Origin of the sequence: Kribbella sp. NBC_01510 (genome assembly GCF_045040325.1) — a bacterium.
GTDB lineage: Bacteria > Actinomycetota > Actinomycetes > Propionibacteriales > Kribbellaceae > Kribbella.
Genome location: NZ_CP109418.1, coordinates 3,722,441 through 3,748,006 on the forward strand (window position 1 = coordinate 3,722,441; position 25,566 = coordinate 3,748,006).

The window sequence follows — 25,566 nt, forward strand, 5'->3', positions numbered from 1 at the left end:
TGACTCATTGCGCGGCCTCCAGCGTGGACTCGGACTTCTCGTGGAACCGGTCGGACACCTGACGGATCAGCAGGTTGGCGACGAGGCCGACGGCCAGGACGCCGACCATCGTGAACAGCGCCGGCCGGTACGCCGCGGCCGTCAGTGTGCCGGGCTTGCCCTCCTTGTCCAGGAAGCCGTTCACGATCAGCGGCCCGGCGATGCCCGCCGCCGACCACGCGGTCAGCAGCCGGCCATGGATCGCGCCCACCTGGAAGCCGCCGAACAGATCCCGCAGGTACGCCGGAACCGTCGCGAACCCACCGCCGTAGAAGGAGATGATCACCGCGGCCAGCAGCACGAAGATCGCGGTGTTGTTGTGCCCGACCGTGGCGAGCAGGAAGTAGGCGATGATGCCGATGGCCAGATAGATCGTGTACATGGGCTTGCGGCCGATCACGTCCGACGTGCTGGACCAGCCGAACCGGCCGGCCATGTTGAAGATCGACAGCAGCCCGACGAACCCGGCCGCCGCCGCGACCGCGACGCTGGACTTGCCGTCCGGACCGCGGAAGAAGTCCTGGATCATCGGGCTCGCCTGCTCGAGGATGCCGATTCCCGCGGTGACGTTGCAGAACAGGACCACCCACAGCAGCCAGAACTGCCGGGTCTTGATCGCGTTCGCGGCCGAGACATTGGCCGTGGTCACCAGTGGCTTCTGCTTGACCGTCGCCGGATCGAACCCCTCCGGCGCCCAGCCCTCGGCGGGCACCCGGATGTTGAACACCCCGAACATCATGATCGCGAAGTAGACGATGCCGAGGGTGAGGAACAGCCCGACCAGGGCACCGCCGCCACCGAGGAGCTGACGTCCGGGTCGTACGCGGAGTCGTACTGGCTCAGCAGCTGGCGGGACAACGGGCTGGCGATCAGCGCGCCGCCACCGAAGCCCATGATCGCCAGGCCGGTGGCCAGGCCCGGGCGGTCCGGGAACCACTTGATCAGCGTGGACACCGGCGAGATGTACCCGATCCCGAGTCCGATGCCGCCGATCACGCCGTACCCGAGGTAGACCAGCCAGAGCTGGCTGGTGCCGATGCCGAGTGCGCCGACCAGGAATCCGGTGGCCCAGAAGCCGGCGGCCACGAACCCCTCGCGCATCTTGGCTCACTGTATGCATTTTGTGAAGGCTTCAACCATCGTGTCGCGGGGGGACAACCGAACCCGGGAACTGTGACACTGGGGGCATGGCGATCTCGGCGAAGTTGTTGGGTGAGGACGAGTACGTCGTCGTCAGCACCCGGACGCACTGGAAGGCGCTGATCTTCCCGGTGTTCCTGCTGCTGCTGGTGGCGGGGCTGGGCGGTTTCCTGGCCGCGATCGTGCCGTCCGGATCCCTGCAGACGCCGGGCCGGATCGCGATTCTCGCGGTCGGCGTGGTGATCCTGGCGGCCTTTGCGCTGAAGCCGTTCCTGAACTGGTTCTTCTCGACGTACACGGTGACGAATCGCCGGCTGATCACCCGGCACGGCATCCTCACCCGGACCGGGCGGGACATCCCGCTGATGCGGATCAACGACGTGTCCTACGAGCACGGCCTGATCGACCGGATCCTCGGCTGCGGGACCCTGCACATCGAGTCCGCCGGCGAGCGTGGCCAGGTCGTCCTGCCCGACGTACCGCATGTCGAGCACGTTCACCTGCAGATGTCCGACCTGCTCTTCGGCGGTCCGGAGGGCCGGCCCGGTGACGGCATCCTCGCCGAAGAGGAGCCGCCGGACCACATGCGCCGCCGCGCCGAGCCGAAGCAGCAACCGCAGCCTGGCCCGGACGACGGCCAGACGCTGTTCAGCTCAGACGACAACGACCGCTAGAGCCTGTCGGTCAGAAGATCTCGATGGTGAGCGGGGCGACCGGCCAGACGAAGGCCGCCGTGGCGGTGGTCAGGGCGCCTGGGGTGTGTTCGGTGACGCGGCCGGTGGCGGCGAATTCGGCGAGGGGGCGGCCGCCGAGGTAGGCCGCGCCGAGTTCGGTCACGGCGAGACTCAGGTCGGCGGGATCCTCGGTGCGTTCACAATGCACCTCGGCGCCGTCGGCGGTCAGGCGGAAGCGCCCGGCGTTCGCCGGGATCAGGTCGTCGGTCAGGTCGAACACGAGGTCCACGGCGACGGCGTACCGACGCTGTTCGAGGGCTCGGACGACGTCCGTCACCCGGAGCCAGAGGGACTCGTTCACTCGCCGGTTGAGCGCGGTCGGGGTGCTGACGAGTTGCTGGATCGGCTCGTCGATGGCGGCGTACCCGAATCCGAGGGTGGCGGCCAGGTCCAGTGTCAGCAGGTGGTGCCACAGCGCGCCGTACGCGGCCGGGTTGATCGCGACCAGCTCTTCGAGCAGCACCTCGTTGGCCGGGCCGGTCGCGGTCCAGTTCATCTTGCCGCGCCACAGCGCGTACCCGTCCACGGCGCCGGTCTCGTCACGGTGTACGAGGATCTGGCGGGCGGTCCGTCCGTCGCGAGCGTCCTTCTTGTCCTCGAGGTGCTTCTGCCATTCGAGCTCCGAGCGACCGGAGACACCTGGTCGCCGTTCCTGCATGCTCCGCAGAAGTGGGGCGAGCTCCTTCACCGCGGCGTCCGCGGCCAGCTCGCTCACCTCGCCCGGACGGAGCCTGACGTCGGGCGGCCCGACCCGGTGCAAGTCGATCTCGTACGACGTTCCCCACGCGGCAGCGCCGTACCCGAATCGCCCGTAGATGCCGGGCTCGCTGGCCCAGAGCACTGCGATCGCCTCCGGAACCTCACGCAGCTGCCGGGTGATCAACTCGGACATGACACCGCGCCGCCGATGAGTCGCCCGGACGCCGACCCCGGTCACGTGCGCCGCGGGCACCACGGCACCCGGCACGGACAGATCGCGGGTCAACGCACGCGTGGTGCCGATGATCTCCGGGCCGTCGGTCGCCACCAGCGCCCGGTCGGGTTCGAACAGTCTCCGGCGCAGGTCATCGGGCGACGGCTCGAACATCATCGCCCCGCCGAACAGGGCAGCTACCTCTTCGTAGTCCTCGGACACGGCCGGACGAACGGCGAACTCGGTCACGCCCGCATCTTCACACGTCCAGTTGGCATAACCAACGTCCTCCACCGAGCATCTGGTCAGGTAGACACAAGGGACGGTGCACGATGAGGAACCTCCTCGGAACGACAACAGCAGCTTTGCTCGTGGCGGCCGGCTTGATCCCCGGGACGGCCGCCGCCACGCCGAGCGCAGCTGCATCGCCAAGCGCGGCGTCGGCGGGGGGCTGCCCGGTGGCGGTGGGGTCGGTGACGGCCGGGGGTGACCACAAGGAGCAGGGCGCGTTCGCGGCAACGCCGCCCACGGCCTCGGCCGGCGTCATCCTGGGGCGCGGTGTGTACCCCGATGGAGCAGTCCGGATCAGCTCCTCGATGTCGCTGGGCGATGACGGGATCAGCGTCGTCTTCGTGTCGGGCTACAGCGTCCTGGGGGATGCGCTGTATGTCGCCAGCTACTCGGCCGGGGACGACGCCGTCATCGACGGTGGGGTGAGGCGGATCGGTGGCGGCTGGGGGACCTTCGTCGCCCTCGACACGACCGCGTACGCCGACACGGTGGTTCGGCGAACCAACGCGTATGGACTCCGCAACGACGGCACGCTGTTCCGCTGGTCCGTCGACAGCAACGGCGTCTGGCGGAGCAAGGTCTCGGCCGCCGGCTTCGCCGCCGTGAAGTCGATGACGCTGATCAGCACCACCAAGACCTACGACACATTCCTCGCGAACACCCGGGGTGGTGCGCTGTACACGATCCACATCCCGGTCGGCGCGCCGATGAAACCGATCGTGAAGCAGGTGCGGAGTAAGACCTGGCAGGGCTTCGAAACGCTGATCGCGCAGAGGTGTGGCCAGTACGGCACCCTGCTGCTCGGCATCGACCGGGACACCCACACCGGCAACCTGTACGCCGTCGGCCATGCCACCGGCGCGACCACGGTCATCCAGTCACTCGGCAAGGTCCCGAGCATCTTCGCCGACCCGGTCTACTTCCACTGGTCGGATGGCAATGCCGGCAGTACGCCGCCGTTCGGAGAGTGACGAGGGCAGCAGTTAGCGGACTACGGGGAGGTCGCCGGTGTTTTCGTCATCGAGGGCGGCGGGGGACTCGGGGACCGGTGTGTGCTCGGCCTCGTCGAGGGCGATCTCCTCGCGGAAGACGAACTTGCGGTAGGACCAGAACCGGAACAAGGTGCCGAGTCCCAGGCCGATGAAGTTCGCGGCGATGTTGTCGGACAGCCAGCTGTGCAGGTCGAGCACGTACCGGGAGAAGGCCAGGCAACCGGCCGCGATCAGCAGGCCGATGCCGTTCAGCACGAAGAAGAGCACGTACTCGCGGCGGAGTCCGCTGCGCTCACGGTGCCGCCAGGTCCAGTACCGGTTCCCGAAGTAGGTCGCGACGGTCGCCACCGTCGTCGAGATCAGCTTCGCGGTCAGCGGCTTGTCGTGCAGCATGCCCACGCCGGAGTCGGCGAGCACCAGCGGGTTGTCGAAGACCAGCCAGTTGTAGATCGGAAGGTCGACGGCCAGACCCAGCAGACCGACCAGACCGAACTTGGCCACTTCGTGCACCAGGTGTTCGAACTGGCGATACATCGTGGTGACGAGTTTCAACGGTCTCTGTAACCTTCTGTGATCACACCGCAACGGGGAGGGCAGCTTCCCACGGTACCTGCCGACCGGGCCGACCCTGAAATCCGCCGCGCGTGCCAGGAGTGTCACGGTGGCCGCCGTTCGCGCGGTGATGTATGGACATTAGGCTCCAGGCTGTGAAGTTCGAACGAAACGACCTCCCCGTCGGTACGCCGGTCGTCGGCATGGTCGGCGGCGGTCAGCTGGCCCGGATGACGCAGGAGACCGCCATCGCGCTCGGCATCCAGCTCCGCGTGCTGGCCGAGGGCCCGACTGTGTCCGCGGCCCAGGCGGTCGCGGACGCGCCCGTCGGCGACTACAAGGACCCGGAGACGGTACGGCGGTTCGCCGCGGAGTGTGATGTGGTCACGTTCGACCACGAGCATGTCCCGACCGACCTGCTGCACGCGCTCGAGGCGGACGGCATCAAGGTCCATCCCGGTCCGGACGCGCTGGTGCACGCCCAGGACAAGGCGGTGATGCGGCGCCGGCTCGACACTTTCGACGCGCCCTCACCGGAACACCAGGTGGTCGAGACACGAGCGGACGTCGTGGACTTCGCCAAGCGGCTCGGCGGATTCCCGATCATCCTCAAGACCACCCGCGGCGGGTACGACGGCAAGGGCGTCTGGTTCGTGGACGGTCCGGACGACGACGCGATCGCGGTCGCGTTCGGCAGCGGCGTACCGATCCTGGCCGAGGAGAAGGTCGACTTCGTCCGCGAGCTGTCCGCGATCGTCGCCCGCTCGCCGCACGGCCAGGCGGTCGCGTACCCGATCGTCGAGTCGGTCCAGAAGGACGGCATCTGCGTCGAGGTCACCGCGCCCGCGCCCGGTCTGGCGCCGGAGAGGGCCGCGCAGGCCCAGCAGACGGCGCTGAAGATCGCCGGTGAGCTCGGTGTCGTCGGCATCCTCGCGGTCGAGATGTTCGAGGCCCGCGACGGCCGGCTGCTGGTCAACGAGCTCGCGATGCGCCCGCACAACACCGGTCACTGGTCGATCGAGGGCGCGATCACGTCCCAGTTCGAGAACCACCTGCGGGCAGTGCTGGATCTGCCACTCGGATCACCGGCCGCGCGAGCGCCGTACACGGTGATGGTCAACGTGCTCGGCGGCGACGTCCAGGACATGCACCGCGGGCTGTTGCACTGCCTGGCCCGCGACCCCGGGCTGAAGGTCCACTTCTACGGGAAGTCGGTGAAGCCGGGTCGCAAGATCGGCCACGTGACGGCGTACGGCGACGACCTCGAGCAGACCCGTGAACGCGCCCGGCACGCGGCGGCCTATCTGACCGGCACCATCGACGAATAGGAATGACCATGAGTGTTGGCATCGTGATGGGGTCGGACTCGGACTGGCCGACGATGAAGGCCGCGGCCGAGGTGTGTGACGAATTCGACGTGCCCTTTGAGGCAGACGTCATCTCGGCGCACCGGATGCCGGTGGAGATGATCGACTACGGACGGTCAGCACACGAGCGGGGACTGAAGGTGCTGATCGCGGGCGCCGGCGGGGCCGCGCACCTGCCCGGCATGCTCGCGTCGGTGACTCCGTTGCCGGTGATCGGCGTACCCGTGCCGCTCAAGTACCTGGACGGGATGGACTCGCTGCTGTCGATCGTGCAGATGCCGGCCGGGGTCCCGGTGGCGACGGTGTCGATCGGCAACGCGCGCAACGCCGGCCTGCTCGCGGTCCGGATCCTGGCCGCGTCCGACGAGAAGCTGCGGGACCGGATGATCGCCTTCCAGGAGTCCCTGGCCGACCTGGCCCGGGCGAAGGGCAGTACTGTGCGTGACGGCGCGGCAGAGCTGCGTAAAGGCTAGTCTTGTAGCTGGTTTTCCAGAGCCGGGGACGGGTAGTCATGAGATCCCACCCGATGTCGTCTAAGGTCGTCGATCGTGACTCCGCCCACTGAACCGGACACGCAGCGCATCCCGGTCCGTTACTGGATCTGGCTGTTCGGTGCTGCCGTGTCCCTCCTGGGCGACCTGACGATGACGTTCGCCATCGGATGGTCGGCCAGCCAGCACGGCGGCCGCGTCGCCGGTCTGATCCTGCTGCTCGCCGCCGCACCGCGCGCCGCCCTGCTCCTGGTCGGCGGCGCGGTCGGCGACCGCTTCGGCGCCCCCCGCGTCCTGCTGGCCAGCTGTACGGCGATGTTCCTGGTGACCGCCGCGCTCGTCCCGGCCTCGCTGGCCGTGGGCGAGCCGGTCTGGCTGCTGGTCGTGCTGGCCCTCGTCGTCGGCGTGATCGACGCGTTCTTCCTGCCGTCGTCGCGCTCCATGCCGCGCCTGCTCGTCCCACCGGAGCAGGTTCCGCGCGCACTGGCCAGCTTCCAGGTCACCGGCGTCGTCTTCGCCGTCACCGGCACCGCCGTCGGCGGCGTCCTGGTCAGCTGGGCCGGCCTCAAGGCCGCCGCCGCCTTCGACTCCCTCACCTTCCTCGCCATGATCATCGTCCTGATCCTGCTGCGCGGGACGATCGCCCCGCCCGGACGGATGCCGTCCGGCATGCTGCGGTCGATCGCAGCCGGCATCAGGGTCGCTTTCGGGCGCCCGCTCACCCGCGCGCTGCTGATCACGATGACGGTGGCGGCCGGGTTGCTGATACCGCTGGATGCGTTGCTGTTCCCGCTGCTCGCCCGGTCGCACGGCTGGGACGCGGCGACCGCGGGTCTGCTCGTCGCGAGCCGGAGTCTGGGGGTGGGAGTGATCGCGGTGCGCATCCTCATGCGTGGCGCGTTTCCACGGCCGGGTGTGTTCGCAGGCATCGGCCTGCTGGTAGCCGCCGCGGGCCTGCTAGGTCTGTCCGTACTCGACCCGTTGCCGTTGGCCTTCGCGGCCGGCGTGCTCAGTGGGATCGGCGTCGGCACGTTCACCGGTCACGTGCTGCCGCTCTTGATGAACTCCGTCGAGCGTGAGTACCAGTCCCGCCTGCAATCTGTCGTCGTGCTGTGTCAGAGCCTCGCGCTCGTCGTGATGAACCCGGTGCTCGGCAGTCTCTCGGATGTGAGCGGGGTAGGCATCACCGGTGTCTGCCTCGGCATTTCCGTGGCCGCCGCCCTCACCGGTCTCGTCGTCCTGACCCGCCCCGTCCTGCGCAACGCAACTGTCACGGGACACTAGGGCTTGCCGGGGGCTCGGTAGGTCCAGCCGGCGGCGCGCCATTGGGCGGCGTCGAGGAGGAGGCGGGCGTCGATGACGACGGGGTGTTCGACGACGCCGCGGAGGGCGGCGGGGTCGAGTTCGCGGAACTCGGGCCACTCGGTGAGGTGGAGGACGGCGTGGGCGCCTTCGCAGGCCTCGGTGGCGGAGGCGGCGTAGCGCAGCGTCGGGCGGACCTTACGGGCGTTCTCCATCGCCTCCGGGTCGTAGACGGTGACGTTCGCGCCGTGCAGCTGGATCCGGCCGGCCACGTCGAGCGCGGGCGAGTCGCGGACGTCGTCCGTACCAGCCTTGAACGCGGCGCCGAGGACGGTGACGTTCTTGCCGACCCACTCGCCGCCGAGCACCTCGTGGGTGACGTCGACGATCCGGGCGCGTCGGTGCTGGTTGATGTCGTCGACCTCACGCAGCAGCGTGATCACCTCTTCGACGCCGAGCTCACCGGCCCGGTGCATGAACGCGCGTAGGTCCTTCGGCAGGCAGCCGCCGCCGTACCCGGGGCCGGCGTTCAGCATGCCGCGGCCGATCCGCCTGTCGTACCCGAGCGCGTCGGCGAGTTGGGTGACATCCGCACCGGCCGCGTCGGCCAGCTCGGCGAGCGCGTTGATGAAGGAGATCTTCGTGGCCAGGAAGGCGTTCGCGCCGCCCTTCACCAGCTCCGCGGTCGGCCGGTTGCACACGACCACCGGCGAACCCTCCGCGATCGGTGTGGCGAAGACCTCACGCAGCCGGGCCTCTGCGGTCGCCGACTCCACGCCGAACACGAGCCGGTCCGGGTGCAGCGTGTCGTCCACGCCGTGCGCCTCGCGCAGGAACTCGGGCTGCCAGGCGAGCTCGACCGCCGTACCCGCCGGCGCCTCGGTGTGGAAACGCTGCTCGATGTGCTTCGCCGTACCGACCGGGACCGTCGACCGGCCCACCACCAGCGTCGGCCGGGTCAGCAGCGGCGCGAGCATGTCGACGACCGAGTTGACCTGGGTCAGGTCGGCCGCCTCGCTGCCCTCGAGTTGCGGCGTGCCGACGCTGATGAAGTGCACGTCGGCCCAGTCCGCGATCTCGCGGTAGTCCTTGGTGAACCGCAGCCGGCCGGAGTCGACGTGCTTCTTCAGCAGCGGGTCCAGCCCGGGCTCGTACAGCGGGGCCTTGCCGTCGTTCAGCAGCTTCAGCCGGTGCTCGTCGATCTCGACCCCGACGACGTCGAAACCGAACTCGGCCATCCCCGCGGCGGTGTTCGCCCCGAGGTAGTTGGTACCGATCACGGCGATCCGCAGGGGGCGGGAGGTCGCTTCACTCATGTCCGGGACTCTACCCACCACGGTTATCACCCGGTGACCGGCTCATGTCCGAGGGCCCACCAGGGCGTGCGCTGTTGGTCACTTTCGGCGTCCGACGGCTGCCGAGCGGCGGGCCCGCGTCGTACAGTGCGACTCGTGAGTAACTCATTCGACCTGTACGCGCTGTCCGAGGAGCACCAGGCGATCCGGGACGCCGTCCGCGACGTCTGCGACGCCAAGGTGGCCCCGCACGCCGGTGACGTGGACGAACTCGCGGAGTTCCCGAAAGCGTCGTACGACGCGCTGAAGGCCTCGGACTTCCATGCCCCGCACATCCCCGAGCAGTACGGCGGCGCCGGGGCGGACGCGCTCGCGACCGTGATCGTGATCGAGGAGGTCGCCCGGGCGTGCGCCTCGACCTCGCTGATCCCCGCGGTGAACAAGCTCGGCTCACTGCCGCTGCTGCTGTCCGGGTCGGAGGAGGTCAAGCAGCGCTACCTGCCGCCGGTCGCGGCGGGTGACTCGATGTTCTCGTACTGCCTGTCGGAGCCCGAGGCCGGCTCGGACGCCGTCTCGATGAAGACGCGGGCGGTGCTCGACGGCGACTCGTACGTGCTGAACGGCGTGAAGCGCTGGATCACCAACGCCGGCGTCAGCGACTTCTACACGGTGTTCGCGGTGACCGATCAGGCCGCGCGGTCGAAAGGGATCTCCGCCTTCGTGGTCGAGAAGTCCGACGACGGTGTCTCCTTCGGTGCGCCGGAGAAGAAGCTCGGCATCAAGGGTTCGCCGACCCGCGAGGTGTACTTCGACAACGTGCGGATCCCGGCGTCGCGGCTGATCGGGGCCCCGGGCACCGGGTTCGGCACCGCGATGGCGACGCTCGACCACACCCGCGTGACGATCGCCGCGCAGGCGCTCGGGATCGCCCAGGGTGCGCTGGACTACGCGCTCGGGTACGTGCAGGAGCGCAAGCAGTTCGGCAAGGCGATCGCGGAGTTCCAGGGCCTGCAGTTCATGCTCGCCGACATGGGCATGAAGATCGAGGCCGCCCGGCAGCTCACGTACGCCGCGGCCGCCCGCTCGGAGCGTGGTGACAAGGATCTGACCTACTTCGGCGCCGCCGCCAAGTGCTTCGCCTCCGACGTCGCAATGGCCGTCACCACCGATGCCGTCCAGCTCCTAGGCGGCTACGGCTACACCCACGACTACCCGGTCGAACGCATGATGCGCGACGCCAAGATCACCCAAATCTACGAAGGCACCAACCAGGTCCAACGAATCGTCATGGCGCGGCAGTTGCTCAAGGGTCTCGGCTGACGACGTTTCCGCGGGTCAGGCTCATATTGAGCTCCCGCGGGCGGCCTGGTCCGCCGGAGGTCAGGCTGCAGCGGAATCGCCGCTGCTCCGTGCCTGCTCCGTCAGCCGAACGAGAAGCCCTGCCAAGCGACAGTCGACGGCCAAGCGAGCACGGTCATGCGACGACGGCAGAAGATGGGTGTAACGGCGAAGTGTGAAGCCGGGATCGTGATGACCCAGGTACTCGGCGAGCTCCTTGATGTTGACACCGTTGTGGAGCGCCACGCTGGCGAAATGGTGGCGCAGGGCATGCATGCCGGTCTTGCGGTCCGTGATGTAGTGGCGACGACCGCGGTTGTCCCGAGTAGGTGGCGGGACGACGCCGACCGTCGCTAGCGCGGGCTTCCAAATCGTCTCGTCGTAGTTCCGAGCTCGGATCTGCTTCCCATCCGTCCAGGCGAACATGAGCTCCACGGCCCGCACCGTGCCATCGGGGGCGATGACGATCTTCGGCGAACCTGGCCACGACCCGGAGCACCTGGAGCAGAAGGTCGCGATGATCGCGGCAGTGAACCAGGCCGGCGCCGTCGGCATCAAGCTCCGTGGCCCGGTCAGCGAGCACGACCAGCAGGCATTGGCCGAAGGCGTCGCGGCGATGAACACGACCCGCAGCCGGCAGGCTTGGCTCAACCACCTCATCGAGGCGCAGCTGATCATCTGGCTGGCCGATGCCACCGGACAGAGCCGCGCCGACATCATCCAGCGCCTCGCGATTCAACTCGGATCCGTCATCCCACCCGAACCACCGGGTTGAGCGGCGCTGACCGGTGGGGTCCGAAGACCGCCTGACGAACGCCGGCGTAGCGCGTGCAGCCATCGAACCGGCCAGGACGTCCGACCGGCTCGCGCCGCGCGGACGAGACGATGCCGCTCCGCCTGAGCGAGCAGTTCGTCCTGCCGGGCTTCGGCCATCGCCTTACCGATGTAGGGATGCATGAGTTCCTCCGTTCCGAGCGGAGCGACAGCCGCTCCTTGGACGAGCAGGCAGCGGTACGGCGGCGCGAATCGGCGTCCGGCGCCCATCTCGGCGAGCGGTACGCCGAGCTTTCGGGCCGCGCCAGCCATTCCGGTGCCGGCTGTTTACGGTGGTCCGAGCCAGCCTGAAGAACGATGACGGGCCGCGGCAGGCCCGTCCGCCAGCCGGCGAACACACGAGCGAGCGTCCTGCTTACGTGGTTCCTGCGGGTGGCTGCTTTCCCGTGCGTGCCTGGGACTTGCACGTTCAGCAGCGCCCGCGGCGGCGGCGATCGAGAACGGCGAACGCCACGCGCCCGGCCGATGCGGACGATTCCATCGTCAACCTCCAGGGTCGTTTCCAGCTGCCGCGGCACGATCCGGTGGGCGGATCGTCCGGGCGGTCGCTAGTGCATACACCGCGGCACCGGGAAACTGGGCGCCCGCGAGCCGCCCAGTTCGCGCCATGGGCGGTGTATATACCGGGCAGAGGCACGACAAGGTGCGGAAGGAAGGAGTGCAGGATGGTGACAGCCGATCTGCTCTCACGGGCGCGGGCCGGGGATGGCGAGGCGTTCCGGGAGCTGGCCGAGTCCCACCGGCGGGAGCTACAGGTGCACTGCTACCGGATGCTCGGATCCTTCGCCGACGCCGAGGACGCCGTCCAGGAGACGATGCTGGCCGCCTGGCAAGGCATCGGCGGGTTCACCGAGGAACGCGCATCGCTGCGCACCTGGCTGTACAAGATCGCCACCAACCGGTGCCTCAACGCGCGCCGCGCGGCGAGCCGACGCCCGGCCAGGGAGTGGGATATGTCGCAGTTCCAACCGCCCGTGCCGACCCCGCGCGACGAGGCCGCCTGGCTGCAGCCGTTTCCTGACGCGTTCCTCGAGGGCGCCGTCGACCAGCCGCTCGGGCCGGAGGCCCGCTACGAGCAGAGCGAAGCCATCTCGCTGGCCTTCGTGGCCGCCCTGCAGATGCTTCCGCCCCGCCAGGTTGCCGTCGTCATCTTGCGCGACGTCCTCGGATTCCACGCCAGCGAGGTAGCCGGCATGCTGGAGGTGACCGTCCAATCGGTCAACAGCGCCCTCAAACGAGCCCGCGCTAGCCTGCAGCGCCGCGAGCAGCCGGCCGCCGGCCACCAGCCGCCGCCCGCCGCTGGCTCGCCCGCCGAGGACGCGGTCGTGGCCATGTTCGCCCGCGCGTGGGAGTCGGCCGACCTCGACGCGCTGGTGGCCCTGCTGACCGACGACGTCTTCATCGCGATGCCTCCGGAGCCCTTCGGATACGAGGGCCGAGAACTCGTGGCCCGCTACTGCGCCCGCCAGTTCGCCGCGGGCCGCAGGTTCGACCTCGTGCCGGCCCGAGCCAACGGCCAGCCCGCGTTCGGGGCATACCTGCGCGGCCCGGCCGGAATCCGCCACGCGACCGCCTTCTACGTGCTCACCCTTGCCGGCGGCCGGATCTGCGGCATGACCCGCTTCGAGGCCAGCGTGCTGCCGTGGTTCGGGCTACCGCGATCGCTCCCCAGCCGATAGCCAGCACCGAGCCACGGAGAGGCTGCACGCGCCGCACGAGTTCTTCCGCGTCCGCGGGCTGCGCGAGGGGATACGGGCCTGGGAGGAGCTGCGGCGGCTGCTGGCCGACGCGCCCGCACCGGCCCGCGAGCCGGCGGGCGACGACGGCTGAGACGCATTGACCGACGAGGAGGCAGCGATGGCACCTGACCGCGACGACTCGCCGAGATGGGCGCCGGACGCCGATTCGCGCCGCCGTACCGCTGCCTGCTCGTCCAAGGAGCGGCTGTCGCTCCGCTCGGAACGGAGGAACTCATGCATCCCTACATCGGTAAGGCGATGGCCGAAGCCCGGCAGGACGAACTGCTCGCTCAGGCGGAGCGGCATCGTCTCGTCCGCGCGGCGCGAGCCGGTCGGACGTCCTGGCCCGTTCGATGGCTGCACGCGCTACGCCGGCGTTCGTCAGGCGGTCTTCGGACCCCACCGGTCAGCGCCGCTCAACCCGGTGGTTCGGGTGGGATGACGGATCCGAGTTGAATCGCGAGGCGCTGGATGATGTCGGCGCGGCTCTGTCCGGTGGCATCGGCCAGCCAGATGATCAGCTGCGCCTCGATGAGGTGGTTGAGCCAAGCCTGCCGGCTGCGGGTCGTGTTCATCGCCGCGACGCCTTCGGCCAATGCCTGCTGGTCGTGCTCGCTGACCGGGCCACGGAGCTTGATGCCGACGGCGCCGGCCTGGTTCACTGCCGCGATCATCGCGACCTTCTGCTCCAGGTGCTCCGGGTCGTGGCCAGGTTCGCCGAAGATCGTCATCGCCCGACTCACAGGCGATTGCAGCTACATCCCTCGGACGAGCCGGTCACCGAGGTCCGAGCGGCGGTAGAGGACCGAGCGGCCGTGCCGCGCCGAGATCAGCAGGCCGGCCGCCCGCAGTGCGCGCAGATGCTGGTTGACCGCGGTCGTTGTGACCTTCAGGCGCACAGCAAGCTCGGTTGACGACGTCGGCGTCTCGAGCAGTCCTAACAGGCGGGCCCGGACACGGCCGACCAGGCCAACCAGGGCCGCTGGCGGCGTACTCGTCTCGGCCTCCCAGAGCGTTCCCAGGCCGCGTGCCGGGTAGATGAGGTGCGGCGGCTCGTCGGGGGAGATGGGCACCGATCCGCGTCGGCTGAAGAGCGAGGGAGTGAGCGTCAGGCCGCGGCCGGCGGTCGAGGTGCGGTAGGAGTAGTCGCTGCGCAGCCGTACCCGCAGGACGGTGCCGTCCAGGCGTACATGTGGGTCGATGCCGGCGAACATCGCCGCGAGACCGGCCTGGGCGGTGACCCGGCCGCGGTAGACGACGTCGGCCTCGAGCACTGTCCGCATCCGCGCCCAGTGCGGCTCGAAACAGGCCTCCCAATAGTCCCGCAGCGCTGCCAGCACACGGTCGAGCACCTTGTCCGGCCGGCCCCGTAGTGCCGGCGGAAGCGTGGCCGGATGGATCTGCGCCAGGTCCGCGCGTACGACGCCGGCCGGGGTGCCCGTGAGCGCCGCCAGTTCGTCGTCGATCCCGCCCAGCGGTGTGTAGGGCCGTGGGGTGAGGAAGTCCGGCGTCCACAGCGACTCGTTGGTCAGGGCGCGGAGCAGTTGCAGGTCGAGGCCGGCCCGGGCCGGCCCGGTGGCCCGTAGCCAGGGCAGCTGGAGCGGGAATCGGCCGGGGTCGCGCAGGGTCCGCAGGGACAGGGCCAACTCGTTCAGCGGTGAGATCGCGAACCGTACTTCGCCGAGGTCGTTGCCCGCGAGCTCGTACTCGATCATGAAGCAATACGCTATATCTCTGGTGCCGGGAAGCTCCGGATGCCACAACTGTCGAGTGCCTGAACTCCTCCGCGACTGGACGCTCACCGCTGCGGGATCGCACGTACGTCGCCTCGACAGTCCTCACGCCGTACTCGCGATCCACTTCGAGCTGACCACGGTCGGGGCCCAACCGCGGCCGTCGCAAACCAGGCCGCCACACGCAGGAACCAACGCCACGCACCTGTCGACGGCACGAAGAGAGTTCTCGTGCTCTCGACGCTTACAAGGAAGGTCCACAAGTGAGACGAACCAAAGCTGTCCTGGCTGTCGCGGCAATCGCGTTGACGCCAGTGCTTCTGACAACCACCGCTGCGTTCGCCGCCGAGCCGGTCGGCGCCCCGACCGCTTGCCAGGCGCCCACGGACACCTTCGTCGTGACCACGCCGGTGGACGAGATGTCCGACGACGATGTGCGGATCACGATCTTGCGCATCATCGGCGACCCGAGCACGGGCTACGAGGTCGAGGCCGCCGCGCAGGAGGCCTTGAACGGCACCGTCGAGGACCAGCGCAACTTCCTGACCACCGACCGCTGGCCGGCCCGAGCCGAGGACGACAGGTTCGCCGTCCTTAGAACCCTCTACTTTGCCAACGTGTACAACGACCGCGGCGTCAGTACGGCGGTGCAGCAGGCTCTCAACGACGGCACACCGACTGTCCTGCGCGCCTTCCTGGAGACCGGCTGCCGCATCGCCCAGTTCGAAGACGACAGGTTCGCCATCTTGCGAATGCTCGCCGATCCGACCACCACTGCGGCGGTCCGTGCGGCGGCCCAGCAGGCCCTCCACGAGGGCACACCGGAAGCGGCGCGGTACTTCCTGGAGCACGGCCAGTTCGAGGTCTAGGACACCGAGCCGGTCCGCCCACAGGAACTGAGCCCAGCCGAACGACTGGGCTCAGTCCACCGGGGAAGCAAAGTTCAACAGGGCTCACAGTTCAACGGGGTCACCACCTGGATCACTCCCGAGCGCTGATTCGTACCAACGTTTCTCTCCGGGGAGGGTACTGAATGAGTCACCTGAGTTGGCCTGCCGACGGACCCGACCTGGCGGACATTCTCAGCTGGATTCGCCACGCTTTTGCCGGTCGGACAGTGGACGGGCCAACGCGGGTGTTGCGCGTCAAATCCTGGGGCGTCACCGCTGAGTTCGTCGTGGATGGCCGGCCGATCGTGGTCAAGCACAGCCAGCCGGTCCTGTACCCACAGACGCGCTCGATTCACACCGCGCTCGAAGCGGTCTGCCCGGACGCGATCCCGCCGCTCCTCGCTTTCGCTGAGGAGCACGGCTGGCAGCGCACGGCATTCGCTGTCGTCGCGGGCAAGACAGTTCAGGATGCCGGTGGCTCCGCGTTGGTCGACATCGCGTCTGCCCTTGGTCGTGTCCAGGTCGAGTTCGCCCGGAGCGGCGATGGCGGCGGGTTGCCGACGTACGACCTGTTGTCGGTTGCGGACACACTGGCCGACGACGTCGGCCGAACGGGCGATGTCGATCCACGCCTTGTCACCGCTCTCGTCGAGGCGTTGCCCACGCTGCGCCGGCGGGCCGAGGAACTCGTTCAGGCGCCCGTGAGCATCGACCATCCCGACGTACAGGACACCAACGCTCTGGTCCGCGACGACGATGCTTCGATCGTCCTCCTCGATTGGGAAGAGGCGATGGTCGGCTGCCCGTTCTTCTCACTTCACCGCCTGCTGCGAGACGCCGAGCTCGTGCACCTGACCGGTCCGGTACGGCGTGCGTACGTGGACTCACTGCAGGCATGGGGAGACGAAAGGACGTTGGATCGCTGGATCGAGTTGGCCCTCGCCCTCGCACCCCTCAAGCTCGCCGGCGAAGCCCGCTCCTTCGCCCGGGCCCTCGGCCTGCAACAACCCCACAGCAAATACACGACCCGCCTGATCACCGACTGCCTACAGAAGCTGACGACGTCCTCGAACGCCTGACACCCGATGTCCCTACTCCCGGCTCCCCGCTCCGCCGAGATATTCGCACCAGACGTACTTGATCCGACTGTTAGCTTTCTGACCTTCGACACCCTCGAAGCAGCCACCGGAGGTATGTAATGGATCAGCGAGAGGCGATTGTCGCTGTGGTCCGACGATGCGAGCGGGTGCTCGTTATTCAGCGCGGCCCAGCCGCCCGGCTACCGGGCTACTGGGCACCACTCAGCGGCAAGCTCGATCCCGGCGAAACGCAGGCGGAAGCCCTGGTCAGGGAGGTACGCGAGGAAGTCGGCCTGAAGGTGACACCCATCGCCAAGGTTTGGGAATCACAGACTGAAGACGGCGCGTTCGTCCTCCACTGGTGGACCGCCGAACCCGAAGAAGGCGACCTGGTCACCCATCCAGGAGAGGTCAGCGACGCCAGATGGGTCACGGCCCGCGAGTTCTCCCAACTCCAGCCAACCTTCAGCTCCGATCGCCCGTTCTTCGAGCAGGTGCTGCCTAACCTCTGACACACGGCCGTGGCGCCGAGCGTTGGCGGTCGACGTCTGCTCGTGCCGCATGGCGCGCGAAGTCGCCCAGGTCCCGTCGGGTAGCGGAGACACCAGGAAATGGTCAGCAAATGTCGCCAGCGGTTCCAGAACCTGCGGTGCGAGAAATTCGAGAATCTGCGGTGCTAGAAAGCGGCGATAACTTGCGAGCGTTCCCGGCGGGTGAGAGTGCTGATCAACGCTGACTGACCATGGCGGCGCTCGGCCAGGCGCACCAGCAGGTCGCGCACAGGCGCGAAGACTTCCGCCGGGAATGCCGGCGTCGGGACTTCGAGACTCAGCGCAAGGTCGTCGGTGTGAACGACGATCTCCAGCATGCGGGTAAGCAAGAAGTCATCCCGGCGCAAGGACCAACCTTGCCAGGGAATCAGGACCACATCAGCAGCGGTACGGCTCGCGAGCAGCGTCCTCAGCGTCGCGAGTGCGTTGTCGACTCGAGTCCTGAGCGCGGCTACGCCAAGCGCAGCCTCGGCCTCGTCCGTGGTGCGGTCGTTGACCGCGTCATCCGGAGAGCTCGACACCACCCATGCAGCGCGATGATAGTGCTCGTCGACCGAGTTCAGTGGTGGGATGTCGGTTGTAACTTGGAGGAGTTCTGCGGCGCGCACCAGCTGCTGCCCCAGGTGGCAGGCAAGTCCTCCGACGGACATCTTTGGCAAGACGCTCTGCCGTAGCCATCGATCGGACACCTGGGCCTGTTGGATCAAATCCTCAACAATTTCCGCAGCGATCGGAAAGACCGCATCCCGGCGATCGGAAGTCGAATACACGGTACAAGTCTGGCATGTGCGCCTTTGCAACTCGACTGGGGTGGCGTCGGCGCTCGACGTGCACACCGTGGGCCTCGCGGAGCAACTGAGCTGGTCGGTGGGCCCGTCAGCGCGGGCGGCTGAGGCTTCGCCAGGAACGGCCGATCCGGGTTCGGCGGAAGGCAGACCAGAGCGGATGCCTGGCCAGACGGCGGATCAGCCGCCGCTGCGCGACGCGCCGTACGCCGCGGACCGTCGGGCGCGACGAAGGTCGTGGTGGCTTCGCCGGACCAGGAACAGCGGCAAGGGAGATGCTGCGGGCTTCGGTGCGTACGGCGGGCGGGAGGTGGCCGTTGATCTCGGCCAGGTGCTGCTCGAAGGATGCTCTCCACAGTGCCTGCCGGAGTGCTGCCTCATCCGGGGCAGAACTGGTGCCGGCCGCCGAGTCCGCCCACAGCGTTCGGACGGTCTGCGGTTCCAGTCCCTCCAGCTCCGAGCCGGTGATGAGCTCCCCGATCAGATCGCGATCCGGCGCATCGGCCATGCGCCGCAGCCGGGCCTGGGCCCTTCCCCGCCCGGACGGGCCCGGTTTGAAGAACGGAATGTCCGCCCACTCGGGGATCAACCGACGGACCAGGTCACGGTGCAGAGCGTTCTCGAGCCGCTGGGCGGGATCGAGCGCGAAGGCACCGCGGACGAAGGACGGAATGAGCAGCGGTGAGACCACGCCGCTGCGCTCGCCTGTGGTCCCCCAGCGGCGGAGCCTTTCGACCAGATAGAAGTAGTCGAGCATGGTCGCGTTCTCGATGCCTCCGTGAATCGCATCTCGCAGCACCTGCTCGATCTGAGCGGAGACGGCGGCGCGAGCCTCCTCGGACGGGCCGGCCGCAGCGACCAGCCGGCTCTGCAGACGGCTGACGAATGCCCGGAGCTTCGGCTCGAGCGGCAGGGTGTCGAGCTGGAGGACGTCGGCCGGGTAGAAGTGCCCGTGCGCGACCTCGCCACCCGCGCCGCCGATCGCGAGGTGTGTGACGATCGAGAGGCTGCTGGGTGGGGTGTGGAAGAGGTAACTGGCGGGTCTGAGGCCGTCGGCGTAGCGGTGCCACCGGAGGGCGCGGCTGACGAGGGCAGGAGGGGCCGGCCGAGCCTGTGGAGGTTGGGCTGATTCTGTGCGAGGGGTCACGGCGTGCTCCACCTGGAAAGGAAGCAGACCCACCAGGTCCTCGGCGACCTGCAGCTCGCCCGGCACCGCGTCGTAACTGTTGAGGCGTAAGTCCACACCGGCAGACAGAAAGGCCGCTGCGACCACGCGGGAGTCTCGGCCGCCGCTGAGATCCACAGTCGGCCTTCCCGGCCAGAGGTGGTCGACCGACCTCGCCACATCGCGCAGCGCCTCGGCGGTATCGTCGGCGGCGTCCACGCTGCCGGACCAGACGCTGCTGATCTCGACACCGCTGACGGTACAGCGGCGATGCCTGCCCTCGGCGACGATCCGGGTCGCGCCCGGCACGGCCAGGACCCCGTCGTACGGCGTGGTGTCGCCCATGAACCAGCCGCAAGCGGCCGCATAGCGCCAACCCCGCTCAGCCACCCTGGCCGCGACGCCTGCGAACAAGAGCGCGGCGACCGGCCGGTTGCTCCAGACCCAGCCGTCAGGCAGCCGGAGCTGGAACAGACGGCCCACTCCGATGGAGTCGGTGAACAGCTCGAGTCGTTCGTCGGCCGGGTCCAGGACGGCCATCGTGAACGGCGGCGCCAGATCCAGGAAGCGGGCGGGCGCCTGAAGAACTGCGCGCGCCAACCGCCCAGGGGCGTCGTGCAGCGGGACGTCGCCGACGATCCGCTCGTACCCGAGCGGCGCATGCAGACTCGCTACCCGGAGATCGCCGCTGTCCTGCCAGGAGGGCCAGAGGCAGTCGCGTTCGCGGCGATCCCAGACGTGCAGCCCGACCGTCTCCGCATCATGTCCCTGATGGACTGCCTCCTCACGCCAGAGGCCGCTGTAGTAGGCCTCGACCCGTCGGAGGCCCGCGGCAGCTCGCTGATTGTCGTCGGATCGATCGGAGACGTATGCAATCACAGTTTCCACAGTGCGGAGGATGCTAGCGCCGAAACGGCCGTGCGCACATATTTCGCGGGTAATTGAATTTTGTCGTGCTGTGTCACGGTGAGCAAGGAAGCAAAAACCCGGAGCGATGGAAAGTGGATCAGAGAATTTCCGTCAGAGGGTTTTCGACAATTCGAGGACAACCAGTTCTGTCCCGGTCTCTTCCTGGGCGGCGCGAGGTCGGTTTGTTGGCTCTTCACAGTCGACTCAGATCGGTCAACGGCGCACCCGATAGCGCAGGTGAAGCACCCGGTTGCCCTGAATCACCACGTCAGGATCCTCCAACAGGTGCTGCGCGTAGACCGACCCGAAGTAGCGCTTGCCGGACCCGAACACGACGGGTACGACGTCCATGCGCACCTCGTCGACCAGACCGGCGGCAAGCACCTGGCCACCGACGTCGCCGGCGGCGACCTCGACTATGCGGTCACCAGCAAGCTCCTGCGCCTTGGCCACCGCTGCCTCGACGCCGTCGACGAAGTGAAACGGCGCCGCGGGGTCCCAGCCCTCGGGCGCCGGCCGGTGAGTCACGACGACCATGTGGTCCATCCCGCCCGGAGGCTTCCCGTCCCAGCCGTCCGTCATGTCGAAGACGCGGCGGCCGACGACTGTCACCCCGATCTGGTCCCAGTACGGCCGGGTGTAGTCGTACGACGTCTGCGACACCTTCAGCACGCCGCTCTCGTCCAACGGCACGTCACCACTGGACAACCAGTCGAACAGCGGTCCGGGCTGGTCGTTCTCGTCCGCGACGAAGCCGTCCACCGACACCGAGCTGTACATGACCACCTTGCCCACGGGGCTCTCCTCTGCTCTGGGGTGCCCCCAAATTAGCGTCTCGTGAGCCGTCGCTCTTGTAGGAAATCAATCGGCCGGCAGCGGACAGCCGTCCAGCGCGTGGCCGGGATGTTCGCGCAGGAAACCGCCGCCGGACTTCGACGTACCGGGTCGGCGTGAGCCCGGTGAACGCCCGGAACTCGTGCCCGAAGTGGGCCTGGTCGGCCCAAACCTGCTCTACCGTCACCGGCCGGTCACACAGCTCGGCCGCGGGCATCACGGCTTGAAGTGCATCGCCGACGCCCCGCACCGCAGACACTGTGCATTGTGATGAGCCGGTTTGTTGCTTGGGCACAGGGTGGTCGCTGCGGTCATCACCGCGGCGATCCGGAGCTACAAGAGGAACGGAACCATGGAGATCATCGGAGTCATCGTCGCGGGCATCATCATCGGCCTGCTCGGAAAGTTCGTCGCGCCCGGCAACAAGGACAACATCCCGATCTGGCTCACCATCCTGTGCGGGATCGGCGGGGTGATCATCGGATGGTTCGTCTACACCGCGTTCGGCGGCAACGGCAGCCCCGGCGTCGACTGGGTGCGCTGGCTCGTGGCCATCGCGATCGCGGCCATTCTGGTCGTCATCGCATCCACGCTGACCGGCCGGAACACGTCCGCGCGGAGCTGAACCACGCGGAAAGCTGCCGGGGTGTCAGCCGACACCCCGGCAGACCGTTGTCAGGCTCCAAGGCCCCACCGGTCGGCCTTGCCTAGAATCGGAGGCTGACTATTGGTCTGAGCGGGGGCAGGAGGTCGAGGGTGGACCTGACCGGCACGTTGGCGGAAGCGGACTGGGTGTCGCATCGGCCGGCGGTCTTCGGGGCGGCGTACCGGATTCTCGGGACCGTGACCGAGGCCGAGGACGTGACGCAGGACGTCTGGTTGCGGGCCGCTGACGCCGACCTGTCCGAGGTGCGCGACCTGCGGGCCTGGCTGGTCACGCTGGCCGCCCGGACGTCGTACAACGTGCTCAAGTCGGCGCGCGTACGGCGTGAGTCCTACGTCGGACCCTGGTTGCCCGAACCGCTGCTGACCGGGCCGGACACCGCCGACCAGGTGCTCACGGACGAGTCAGTGGGCACCGCGATGCTCGTGGTGATGGAGACGCTGACCCCCGCCGAACGCGTCGCACTGGTGCTCCACGACGTCTTCGACTTCCCGTTCGGCCGGATCGCCGAGGTGCTCGGCTCGACGCCTGCCGCCAGCCGCAAGCTCGCCTCCCGCGCGCGGGCGCGGGTCGCCGCGGTCGAGGAGCGGCCCCGGGCATCCAGGGCCGAGACCGAACGGGTGCTTCAGGCATTCAAAGCAGCGGCCGACGCCGGCGACATGGCCGGGCTGGTCGCGTTGCTCGACCCCGAGGCCGTCTACACCGCCGACGGCGGTGGCAAGGTGACCGCCGCACGGAAGCTGGTCACCGGTGCCGAGACGATCGCGCTGCTGACGGCCAGGCAGATCGAGCTCAGGCGTCCGGACGAGTCCCGGATCATCGAGGTGAACGGGCAGCCGGCGCTGGCGACGTACCGCGGCGGCAGGATCGTCTGGCTCGACACCGTGGAGCTCGCCGGCGGGCGGATCACGGCGTTCCGGCGACTGGTCAATCCCGACAAGCTGGCTCACCTCGGTCACATCTGACGCCGCCGTGTTGTCTCCCTGCCGAACCCCCGATCCGCGGGGGAGCGAGGCTGGGAGGACGAGAAAGTGGCACACGTTGTGATCATCGGGGGCGGTTTCGCGGGTGTGTGGAGCGCGGCGGGCGCGGCCCTCGCACGCGGCGACGCGGACCTGCACATCACGCTCATCGCGCCGAACGAGCAGCTGGTACTGCGCCCTCGCCTGTACGAACCGGAGCCGGAGCTGGCCACGGTGGAACTCCGCCGGATCCTCGACCCGATCGGCGTCGAGCACGTGCGCGCGTCGGTCAGCACGATCGACACCGAGCGCCGCGCAGTGGTGGCCGACGGCAACGAGATCGGCTACGACCGGCTGGTGCTGGCGGCGGGCAGCAAGCTCGTTCAGCCCGAGGGTCTGCCCGGCGCGGAACGGCTCTTCGACATCGACACCCTCGACGGCGCCCGGCGGCTCACCGGCCGGCTGCGCGACCGCGAGGACTACTCCGTCGTGGTTGTCGGCGCCGGGTTCGTCGGCCTGGAGGCCGCGACCGAACTGGCCGCCCGCGGGCGGGTGCTGCTGGTGGACCAGTCGGACGTCGTCGGAGCGCAGCTCGGCCCGGGACCGCGCGAGGTGATCGAGGCCGCGCTCGACGAACTGGGCGTCGGACGACGACTCGCGACGACCGTGACCGAGGTCGGCGACGGGTACGCCGTACTGTCCGACGGCAGCCGGGTCGAGGCGGACGCCGTCGTCTGGTCCGTGGGGATGCGGGCCAGCGAGCTGACCCGTCAGATCTCCGCCGAGCTCGACCAGCTCGGCCGGGTGCCGGTGGACCATCGGTTGCGTGCCCTTCCCGAGGTGTTCGTCGCCGGGGACACGGCCGCGGCGACGTTCGACGCCGAGCACACGGTCATGCAGGCCTGCCAGCACGCCACCCCGCTGGGCAAGGTCGCCGGGTACAACGCGGCGGCCGACCTGCTCGACCTGCCGCTGCGCGACTTCACCCCAGGTCCGTATGTCACCTGCCTGGACCTCGGCGGTGCCGGTGGGGTCTTCACCCGGGGCTGGGATCGCAGGGTGATGGCGTCGGGCGCTGAGGGAGGGGCCGTCAAGAAGGGCATCAACCAGGCCATCCACCCGCCGGTCGACGACGCCGCGAAGATCCTCGCCGCCGCCGATCGCGTCTACCTCGAGCTGCCCTTCTTCCCTCGCGACGAGGAGCAGGACGCGCCGGCCGCGTGAGGACGACCGGCATCCGTCAAGTGACCAGTCTTCGTCCGGATTCCTAGTAAACCGGTCGTCCGACCGATATTTTTCCAGACATGCCACGAGTATCCGAGGAGTACCTCGAACAGCGCCGCCGCGAAGTCCTCGCGGCGGCGCGCACCTGCTTCATCCGTAAGGGTTTCCACGCCACCTCCATGCGTGACGTGGTCCGGGAGGCCGAGCTGTCGGCGGGCGCGGTGTACCACTACTTCCCGAAGAAGAACGACCTGGTCACCGCCATCGCCCGGGAGAACCTCGCCGCGGTCGCCGACACCATCGAGCTGATGATGCACCGGACTCCGCTGCCCCCGCTGGACCAGGTGATCGGCGAGATCTTCACCGTCTTGCAGGAGCACGACGACGCGATGGACGTGGCCCGCCTCGCCCTCCAGGTCTGGGGTGAGGCGGCCCGCTCGCCCGAGCTCGCGGTCCTGGTGCAGGCCCAGCTGTCGTTGATCCGCGACGCCTTCACCCGCCTGGCCCGCGGTTACCGCCGCGAGGAACGGCTGGCAGCCGACGTTCCCGCCGAGGCGGTCGGCGCGGCGATGATGGCGCTGCTGCCGGGCTTCTTCCTGCAGCGCGTAATGCTGCCGGATGTCACCGCACAGACCCTGCAGAGCGGTCTCCAGGCGGTGCTCGCACCCTCACTCGCTCAGGAGTCAGGAGGTATGTCATGACCGTCCACGGCCGCCACGCCGCACTGCCCGGCCAGCCCAAGATCCCAGCGGTCGTCGCACTCTTGGTCTGCGCCCTGACCGTTGTCCTCATCGCCTTCACCTGGCCCGCCGTACGGTCCCAGCCCAGAGACGTGCCGATCGTCGTGGCCGGATCCCCGGAGGCCACCAGATTCGTTCTCATGACGCTCCAACTCGACGTACCGGGGGTGTTCGAGCCGACCGTGGTCTCCGACCGCAAGGCAGCGACGACGGCGATCGCGGGCCGGGACGCGTACGGCGCGATCCTCATCGAGCCGAGTGGGACCGAGGTGCTCACCGCCAGCGCGGCCAGCCCCGCGGTTGCCCAACTGCTCTCACAGCTCGCCGACCGGCTCGGCGGTACCAGGGGCGGCCCGCCGCAGGTCACCGATGTCGTACCCGCTCCGGCCGACGACCCTCGGGGCGGGGGCCTGTCGGCGGGCGCGTTCCCCCTGCTCCTGGGTGGAATCGCCGGAAGCCTGGGACTGTCGCGGTTGCTGCGGTCCCCGGCGAAGCGACTGGCCGCCGGTACGGCGTTCTGCATCCTCGGCGGACTCGCCCTGACAACGGTCGACCAGTACTGGCTCGGAGCGCTGACAGGCGAGTTCTGGGCGAATGCCGGAGTAGTTGCCCTCGGCATCGGATCGATCGTGGTCACGTTGCTCGGCCTGGCGCGGCTCGGCGGGCTGCGGTCGTTCGGCCTCGGAGCGGCGTTCCTGCTGCTGGTCGGCAATCCCTTGTCCGGCCTCGCCAGTGCGCCGGAGCTGCTGCCGGCGGGCTGGGGCGCCTTCGGTCAGCTCCTGCCGCCCGGCGCGACGGGTTCGGCGCTGCGGTCCGTGGCCTTCTTCGACGGCGCTGACGCCGGGCGGCCGCTGATCGTGCTGGGCGTCTGGTGCGTCGGCGGACTCGCGCTCTTCTCGCTCGGCGCGTTCCGGCAGCACCTCGCCACGCGCGTACGAAGCTCATCCGCAGCCCTCCCGCTCGGCGGCGAGCCGGCCCGGACCACGGCACAGTAGGTTTCGAT

Annotated in this window: 28 protein-coding genes; 16 read left to right on the top strand and 12 right to left on the bottom strand. The window is 68.7% G+C overall.

What is annotated here, in order from left to right:
* Positions 1-4 precede the first annotated feature (4 nt).
* Positions 5-778, bottom strand: coding sequence for an MFS transporter (locus OG558_RS18500; protein WP_405071363.1), 774 nt, complete (start codon positions 776-778; stop codon positions 5-7).
* Positions 775-1,140 carry a hypothetical protein gene (locus tag OG558_RS18505; protein ID WP_405071364.1) on the bottom strand — a complete coding sequence of 122 codons (366 nt, stop codon included), beginning with the start codon at positions 1,138-1,140 and terminating at the stop codon, positions 775-777. The genes OG558_RS18500 and OG558_RS18505 overlap by 4 nt, the downstream gene beginning before the upstream one ends.
* A gap of 86 nt (positions 1,141-1,226) precedes the next feature.
* Here OG558_RS18505 and OG558_RS18510 point away from each other — a divergent pair, with 86 nt between their 5' ends.
* Positions 1,227-1,853 (top strand): PH domain-containing protein, encoded by a 627-nt coding sequence (locus tag OG558_RS18510; protein WP_329484585.1) that lies wholly within the window; start codon positions 1,227-1,229, stop codon positions 1,851-1,853.
* 10 nt (positions 1,854-1,863) lie between these two features.
* Here OG558_RS18510 and OG558_RS18515 read toward each other — a convergent pair whose 3' ends face one another.
* Positions 1,864-3,075 carry a GNAT family N-acetyltransferase gene (locus OG558_RS18515; protein ID WP_405071365.1) on the bottom strand — a complete coding sequence of 404 codons (1,212 nt, stop codon included), beginning with the start codon at positions 3,073-3,075 and terminating at the stop codon, positions 1,864-1,866.
* 224 nt (positions 3,076-3,299) lie between these two features.
* On the opposite strand from OG558_RS18515, the gene OG558_RS18520 reads away from it, so the two are divergent.
* On the top strand, positions 3,300-4,088 hold the full coding sequence (locus OG558_RS18520) for a hypothetical protein (RefSeq protein WP_405071366.1): 789 nt from the start codon (positions 3,300-3,302) through the stop codon (positions 4,086-4,088).
* 12 nt (positions 4,089-4,100) lie between these two features.
* Here OG558_RS18520 and OG558_RS18525 read toward each other — a convergent pair whose 3' ends face one another.
* A complete protein-coding gene (locus OG558_RS18525; RefSeq protein ID WP_329484588.1) occupies positions 4,101-4,661 on the bottom strand; it encodes a GtrA family protein in 561 nt (186 codons plus the stop codon).
* 155 nt (positions 4,662-4,816) lie between these two features.
* Here OG558_RS18525 and OG558_RS18530 point away from each other — a divergent pair, with 155 nt between their 5' ends.
* The 3 genes from OG558_RS18530 to OG558_RS18540 all read left to right on the top strand — a co-directional run bounded on the left by OG558_RS18530 (position 4,817) and on the right by OG558_RS18540 (position 7,803).
* Positions 4,817-5,989 (top strand): 5-(carboxyamino)imidazole ribonucleotide synthase, encoded by a 1,173-nt coding sequence (locus OG558_RS18530; RefSeq protein ID WP_405071367.1) that lies wholly within the window; start codon positions 4,817-4,819, stop codon positions 5,987-5,989.
* Between the two features lie 8 nt (positions 5,990-5,997).
* A complete protein-coding gene (gene purE / locus OG558_RS18535) occupies positions 5,998-6,501 on the top strand; it encodes a 5-(carboxyamino)imidazole ribonucleotide mutase (protein ID WP_329484590.1) in 504 nt (167 codons plus the stop codon).
* A gap of 75 nt (positions 6,502-6,576) precedes the next feature.
* The gene (locus tag OG558_RS18540) at positions 6,577-7,803 is read left to right on the top strand and encodes an MFS transporter (RefSeq protein WP_329484591.1); all 1,227 of its coding nucleotides are present in this window, start codon (positions 6,577-6,579) and stop codon (positions 7,801-7,803) included.
* Here OG558_RS18540 and OG558_RS18545 read toward each other — a convergent pair.
* Positions 7,800-9,137, bottom strand: coding sequence for a UDP-glucose dehydrogenase family protein (locus tag OG558_RS18545; RefSeq protein WP_405071368.1), 1,338 nt, complete (start codon positions 9,135-9,137; stop codon positions 7,800-7,802). The two genes, OG558_RS18540 and OG558_RS18545, sit on opposite strands and share 4 nt — an antisense overlap.
* A gap of 135 nt (positions 9,138-9,272) precedes the next feature.
* Here OG558_RS18545 and OG558_RS18550 point away from each other — a divergent pair, with 135 nt between their 5' ends.
* A complete protein-coding gene (locus OG558_RS18550) occupies positions 9,273-10,436 on the top strand; it encodes an acyl-CoA dehydrogenase family protein (protein ID WP_405071369.1) in 1,164 nt (387 codons plus the stop codon).
* A 60-nt stretch (positions 10,437-10,496) separates the two neighbouring features.
* On the opposite strand, the gene OG558_RS18555 is transcribed toward OG558_RS18550, so the two are convergent.
* Positions 10,497-10,880 carry a tyrosine-type recombinase/integrase gene (locus tag OG558_RS18555; protein ID WP_405071370.1) on the bottom strand — a complete coding sequence of 128 codons (384 nt, stop codon included), beginning with the start codon at positions 10,878-10,880 and terminating at the stop codon, positions 10,497-10,499.
* On the opposite strand from OG558_RS18555, the gene OG558_RS18560 reads away from it, so the two are divergent.
* On the top strand, positions 10,879-11,229 hold the full coding sequence (locus OG558_RS18560; protein ID WP_405071371.1) for a hypothetical protein: 351 nt from the start codon (positions 10,879-10,881) through the stop codon (positions 11,227-11,229). The genes OG558_RS18555 and OG558_RS18560 overlap by 2 nt on opposite strands.
* Here the strand turns inward: OG558_RS18560 and OG558_RS18565 are convergent.
* The gene (locus tag OG558_RS18565) at positions 11,190-11,540 is read right to left on the bottom strand and encodes a hypothetical protein (protein ID WP_405071372.1); all 351 of its coding nucleotides are present in this window, start codon (positions 11,538-11,540) and stop codon (positions 11,190-11,192) included. The two genes, OG558_RS18560 and OG558_RS18565, sit on opposite strands and share 40 nt — an antisense overlap.
* Before the next feature lie 413 nt (positions 11,541-11,953).
* On the opposite strand from OG558_RS18565, the gene OG558_RS18570 reads away from it, so the two are divergent.
* Positions 11,954-12,967, top strand: coding sequence for an RNA polymerase subunit sigma-70 (locus OG558_RS18570; RefSeq protein WP_329484600.1), 1,014 nt, complete (start codon positions 11,954-11,956; stop codon positions 12,965-12,967).
* 476 nt (positions 12,968-13,443) lie between these two features.
* On the opposite strand, the gene OG558_RS18575 is transcribed toward OG558_RS18570, so the two are convergent.
* Together OG558_RS18575 and OG558_RS18580 are read right to left on the bottom strand one after the other, a co-directional pair.
* Positions 13,444-13,758, bottom strand: a complete 315-nt coding sequence (locus OG558_RS18575; protein ID WP_405071373.1) for a hypothetical protein — start codon at positions 13,756-13,758, stop codon at positions 13,444-13,446.
* Positions 13,759-13,782: 24 nt separating this feature from the next.
* Positions 13,783-14,742 (bottom strand): DUF5937 family protein, encoded by a 960-nt coding sequence (locus tag OG558_RS18580; protein WP_405071374.1) that lies wholly within the window; start codon positions 14,740-14,742, stop codon positions 13,783-13,785.
* A gap of 281 nt (positions 14,743-15,023) precedes the next feature.
* Between OG558_RS18580 and OG558_RS18585 the strand changes: the two genes are divergently transcribed.
* The 3 genes from OG558_RS18585 (at position 15,024) to OG558_RS18595 (ending at position 17,241) form a co-directional block, all read left to right on the top strand.
* Positions 15,024-15,629, top strand: a complete 606-nt coding sequence (locus OG558_RS18585; RefSeq protein ID WP_405071375.1) for an ALF repeat-containing protein — start codon at positions 15,024-15,026, stop codon at positions 15,627-15,629.
* 248 nt (positions 15,630-15,877) lie between these two features.
* Complete coding sequence (locus tag OG558_RS18590; protein ID WP_405071376.1) at positions 15,878-16,729, top strand: phosphotransferase; 852 nt, start codon at positions 15,878-15,880, stop codon at positions 16,727-16,729.
* Positions 16,730-16,848: 119 nt separating this feature from the next.
* Positions 16,849-17,241 (top strand): NUDIX domain-containing protein, encoded by a 393-nt coding sequence (locus OG558_RS18595; protein ID WP_405071377.1) that lies wholly within the window; start codon positions 16,849-16,851, stop codon positions 17,239-17,241.
* Between the two features lie 164 nt (positions 17,242-17,405).
* Here OG558_RS18595 and OG558_RS18600 read toward each other — a convergent pair whose 3' ends face one another.
* The 3 genes from OG558_RS18600 to OG558_RS18610 all read right to left on the bottom strand — a co-directional run bounded on the left by OG558_RS18600 (position 17,406) and on the right by OG558_RS18610 (position 20,934).
* Positions 17,406-18,050, bottom strand: a complete 645-nt coding sequence (locus OG558_RS18600) for a maleylpyruvate isomerase N-terminal domain-containing protein (protein WP_405071378.1) — start codon at positions 18,048-18,050, stop codon at positions 17,406-17,408.
* 106 nt (positions 18,051-18,156) lie between these two features.
* Entirely contained in the window at positions 18,157-20,118 is a 1,962-nt protein-coding gene (locus tag OG558_RS18605) for a hypothetical protein (RefSeq protein ID WP_405071379.1), read from the bottom strand.
* Between the two features lie 234 nt (positions 20,119-20,352).
* On the bottom strand, positions 20,353-20,934 hold the full coding sequence (locus tag OG558_RS18610; RefSeq protein ID WP_405071380.1) for a dihydrofolate reductase family protein: 582 nt from the start codon (positions 20,932-20,934) through the stop codon (positions 20,353-20,355).
* A 391-nt stretch (positions 20,935-21,325) separates the two neighbouring features.
* Between OG558_RS18610 and OG558_RS18615 the strand changes: the two genes are divergently transcribed.
* The 5 genes from OG558_RS18615 to OG558_RS18635 all read left to right on the top strand — a co-directional run bounded on the left by OG558_RS18615 (position 21,326) and on the right by OG558_RS18635 (position 25,558).
* Positions 21,326-21,598 carry a GlsB/YeaQ/YmgE family stress response membrane protein gene (locus OG558_RS18615; protein WP_328523705.1) on the top strand — a complete coding sequence of 91 codons (273 nt, stop codon included), beginning with the start codon at positions 21,326-21,328 and terminating at the stop codon, positions 21,596-21,598.
* Between the two features lie 131 nt (positions 21,599-21,729).
* Entirely contained in the window at positions 21,730-22,602 is an 873-nt protein-coding gene (sigJ, locus tag OG558_RS18620) for an RNA polymerase sigma factor SigJ (protein WP_405071381.1), read from the top strand.
* A 66-nt stretch (positions 22,603-22,668) separates the two neighbouring features.
* Positions 22,669-23,823 carry an NAD(P)/FAD-dependent oxidoreductase gene (locus tag OG558_RS18625; protein ID WP_405071382.1) on the top strand — a complete coding sequence of 385 codons (1,155 nt, stop codon included), beginning with the start codon at positions 22,669-22,671 and terminating at the stop codon, positions 23,821-23,823.
* Positions 23,824-23,903: 80 nt separating this feature from the next.
* Entirely contained in the window at positions 23,904-24,524 is a 621-nt protein-coding gene (locus OG558_RS18630) for a TetR/AcrR family transcriptional regulator (protein ID WP_405071383.1), read from the top strand.
* Complete coding sequence (locus tag OG558_RS18635) at positions 24,521-25,558, top strand: hypothetical protein (RefSeq protein WP_405071384.1); 1,038 nt, start codon at positions 24,521-24,523, stop codon at positions 25,556-25,558. Before OG558_RS18630 ends, OG558_RS18635 begins: the two co-directional genes overlap by 4 nt.
* The last annotated feature ends 8 nt before the right edge of the window (positions 25,559-25,566 follow it).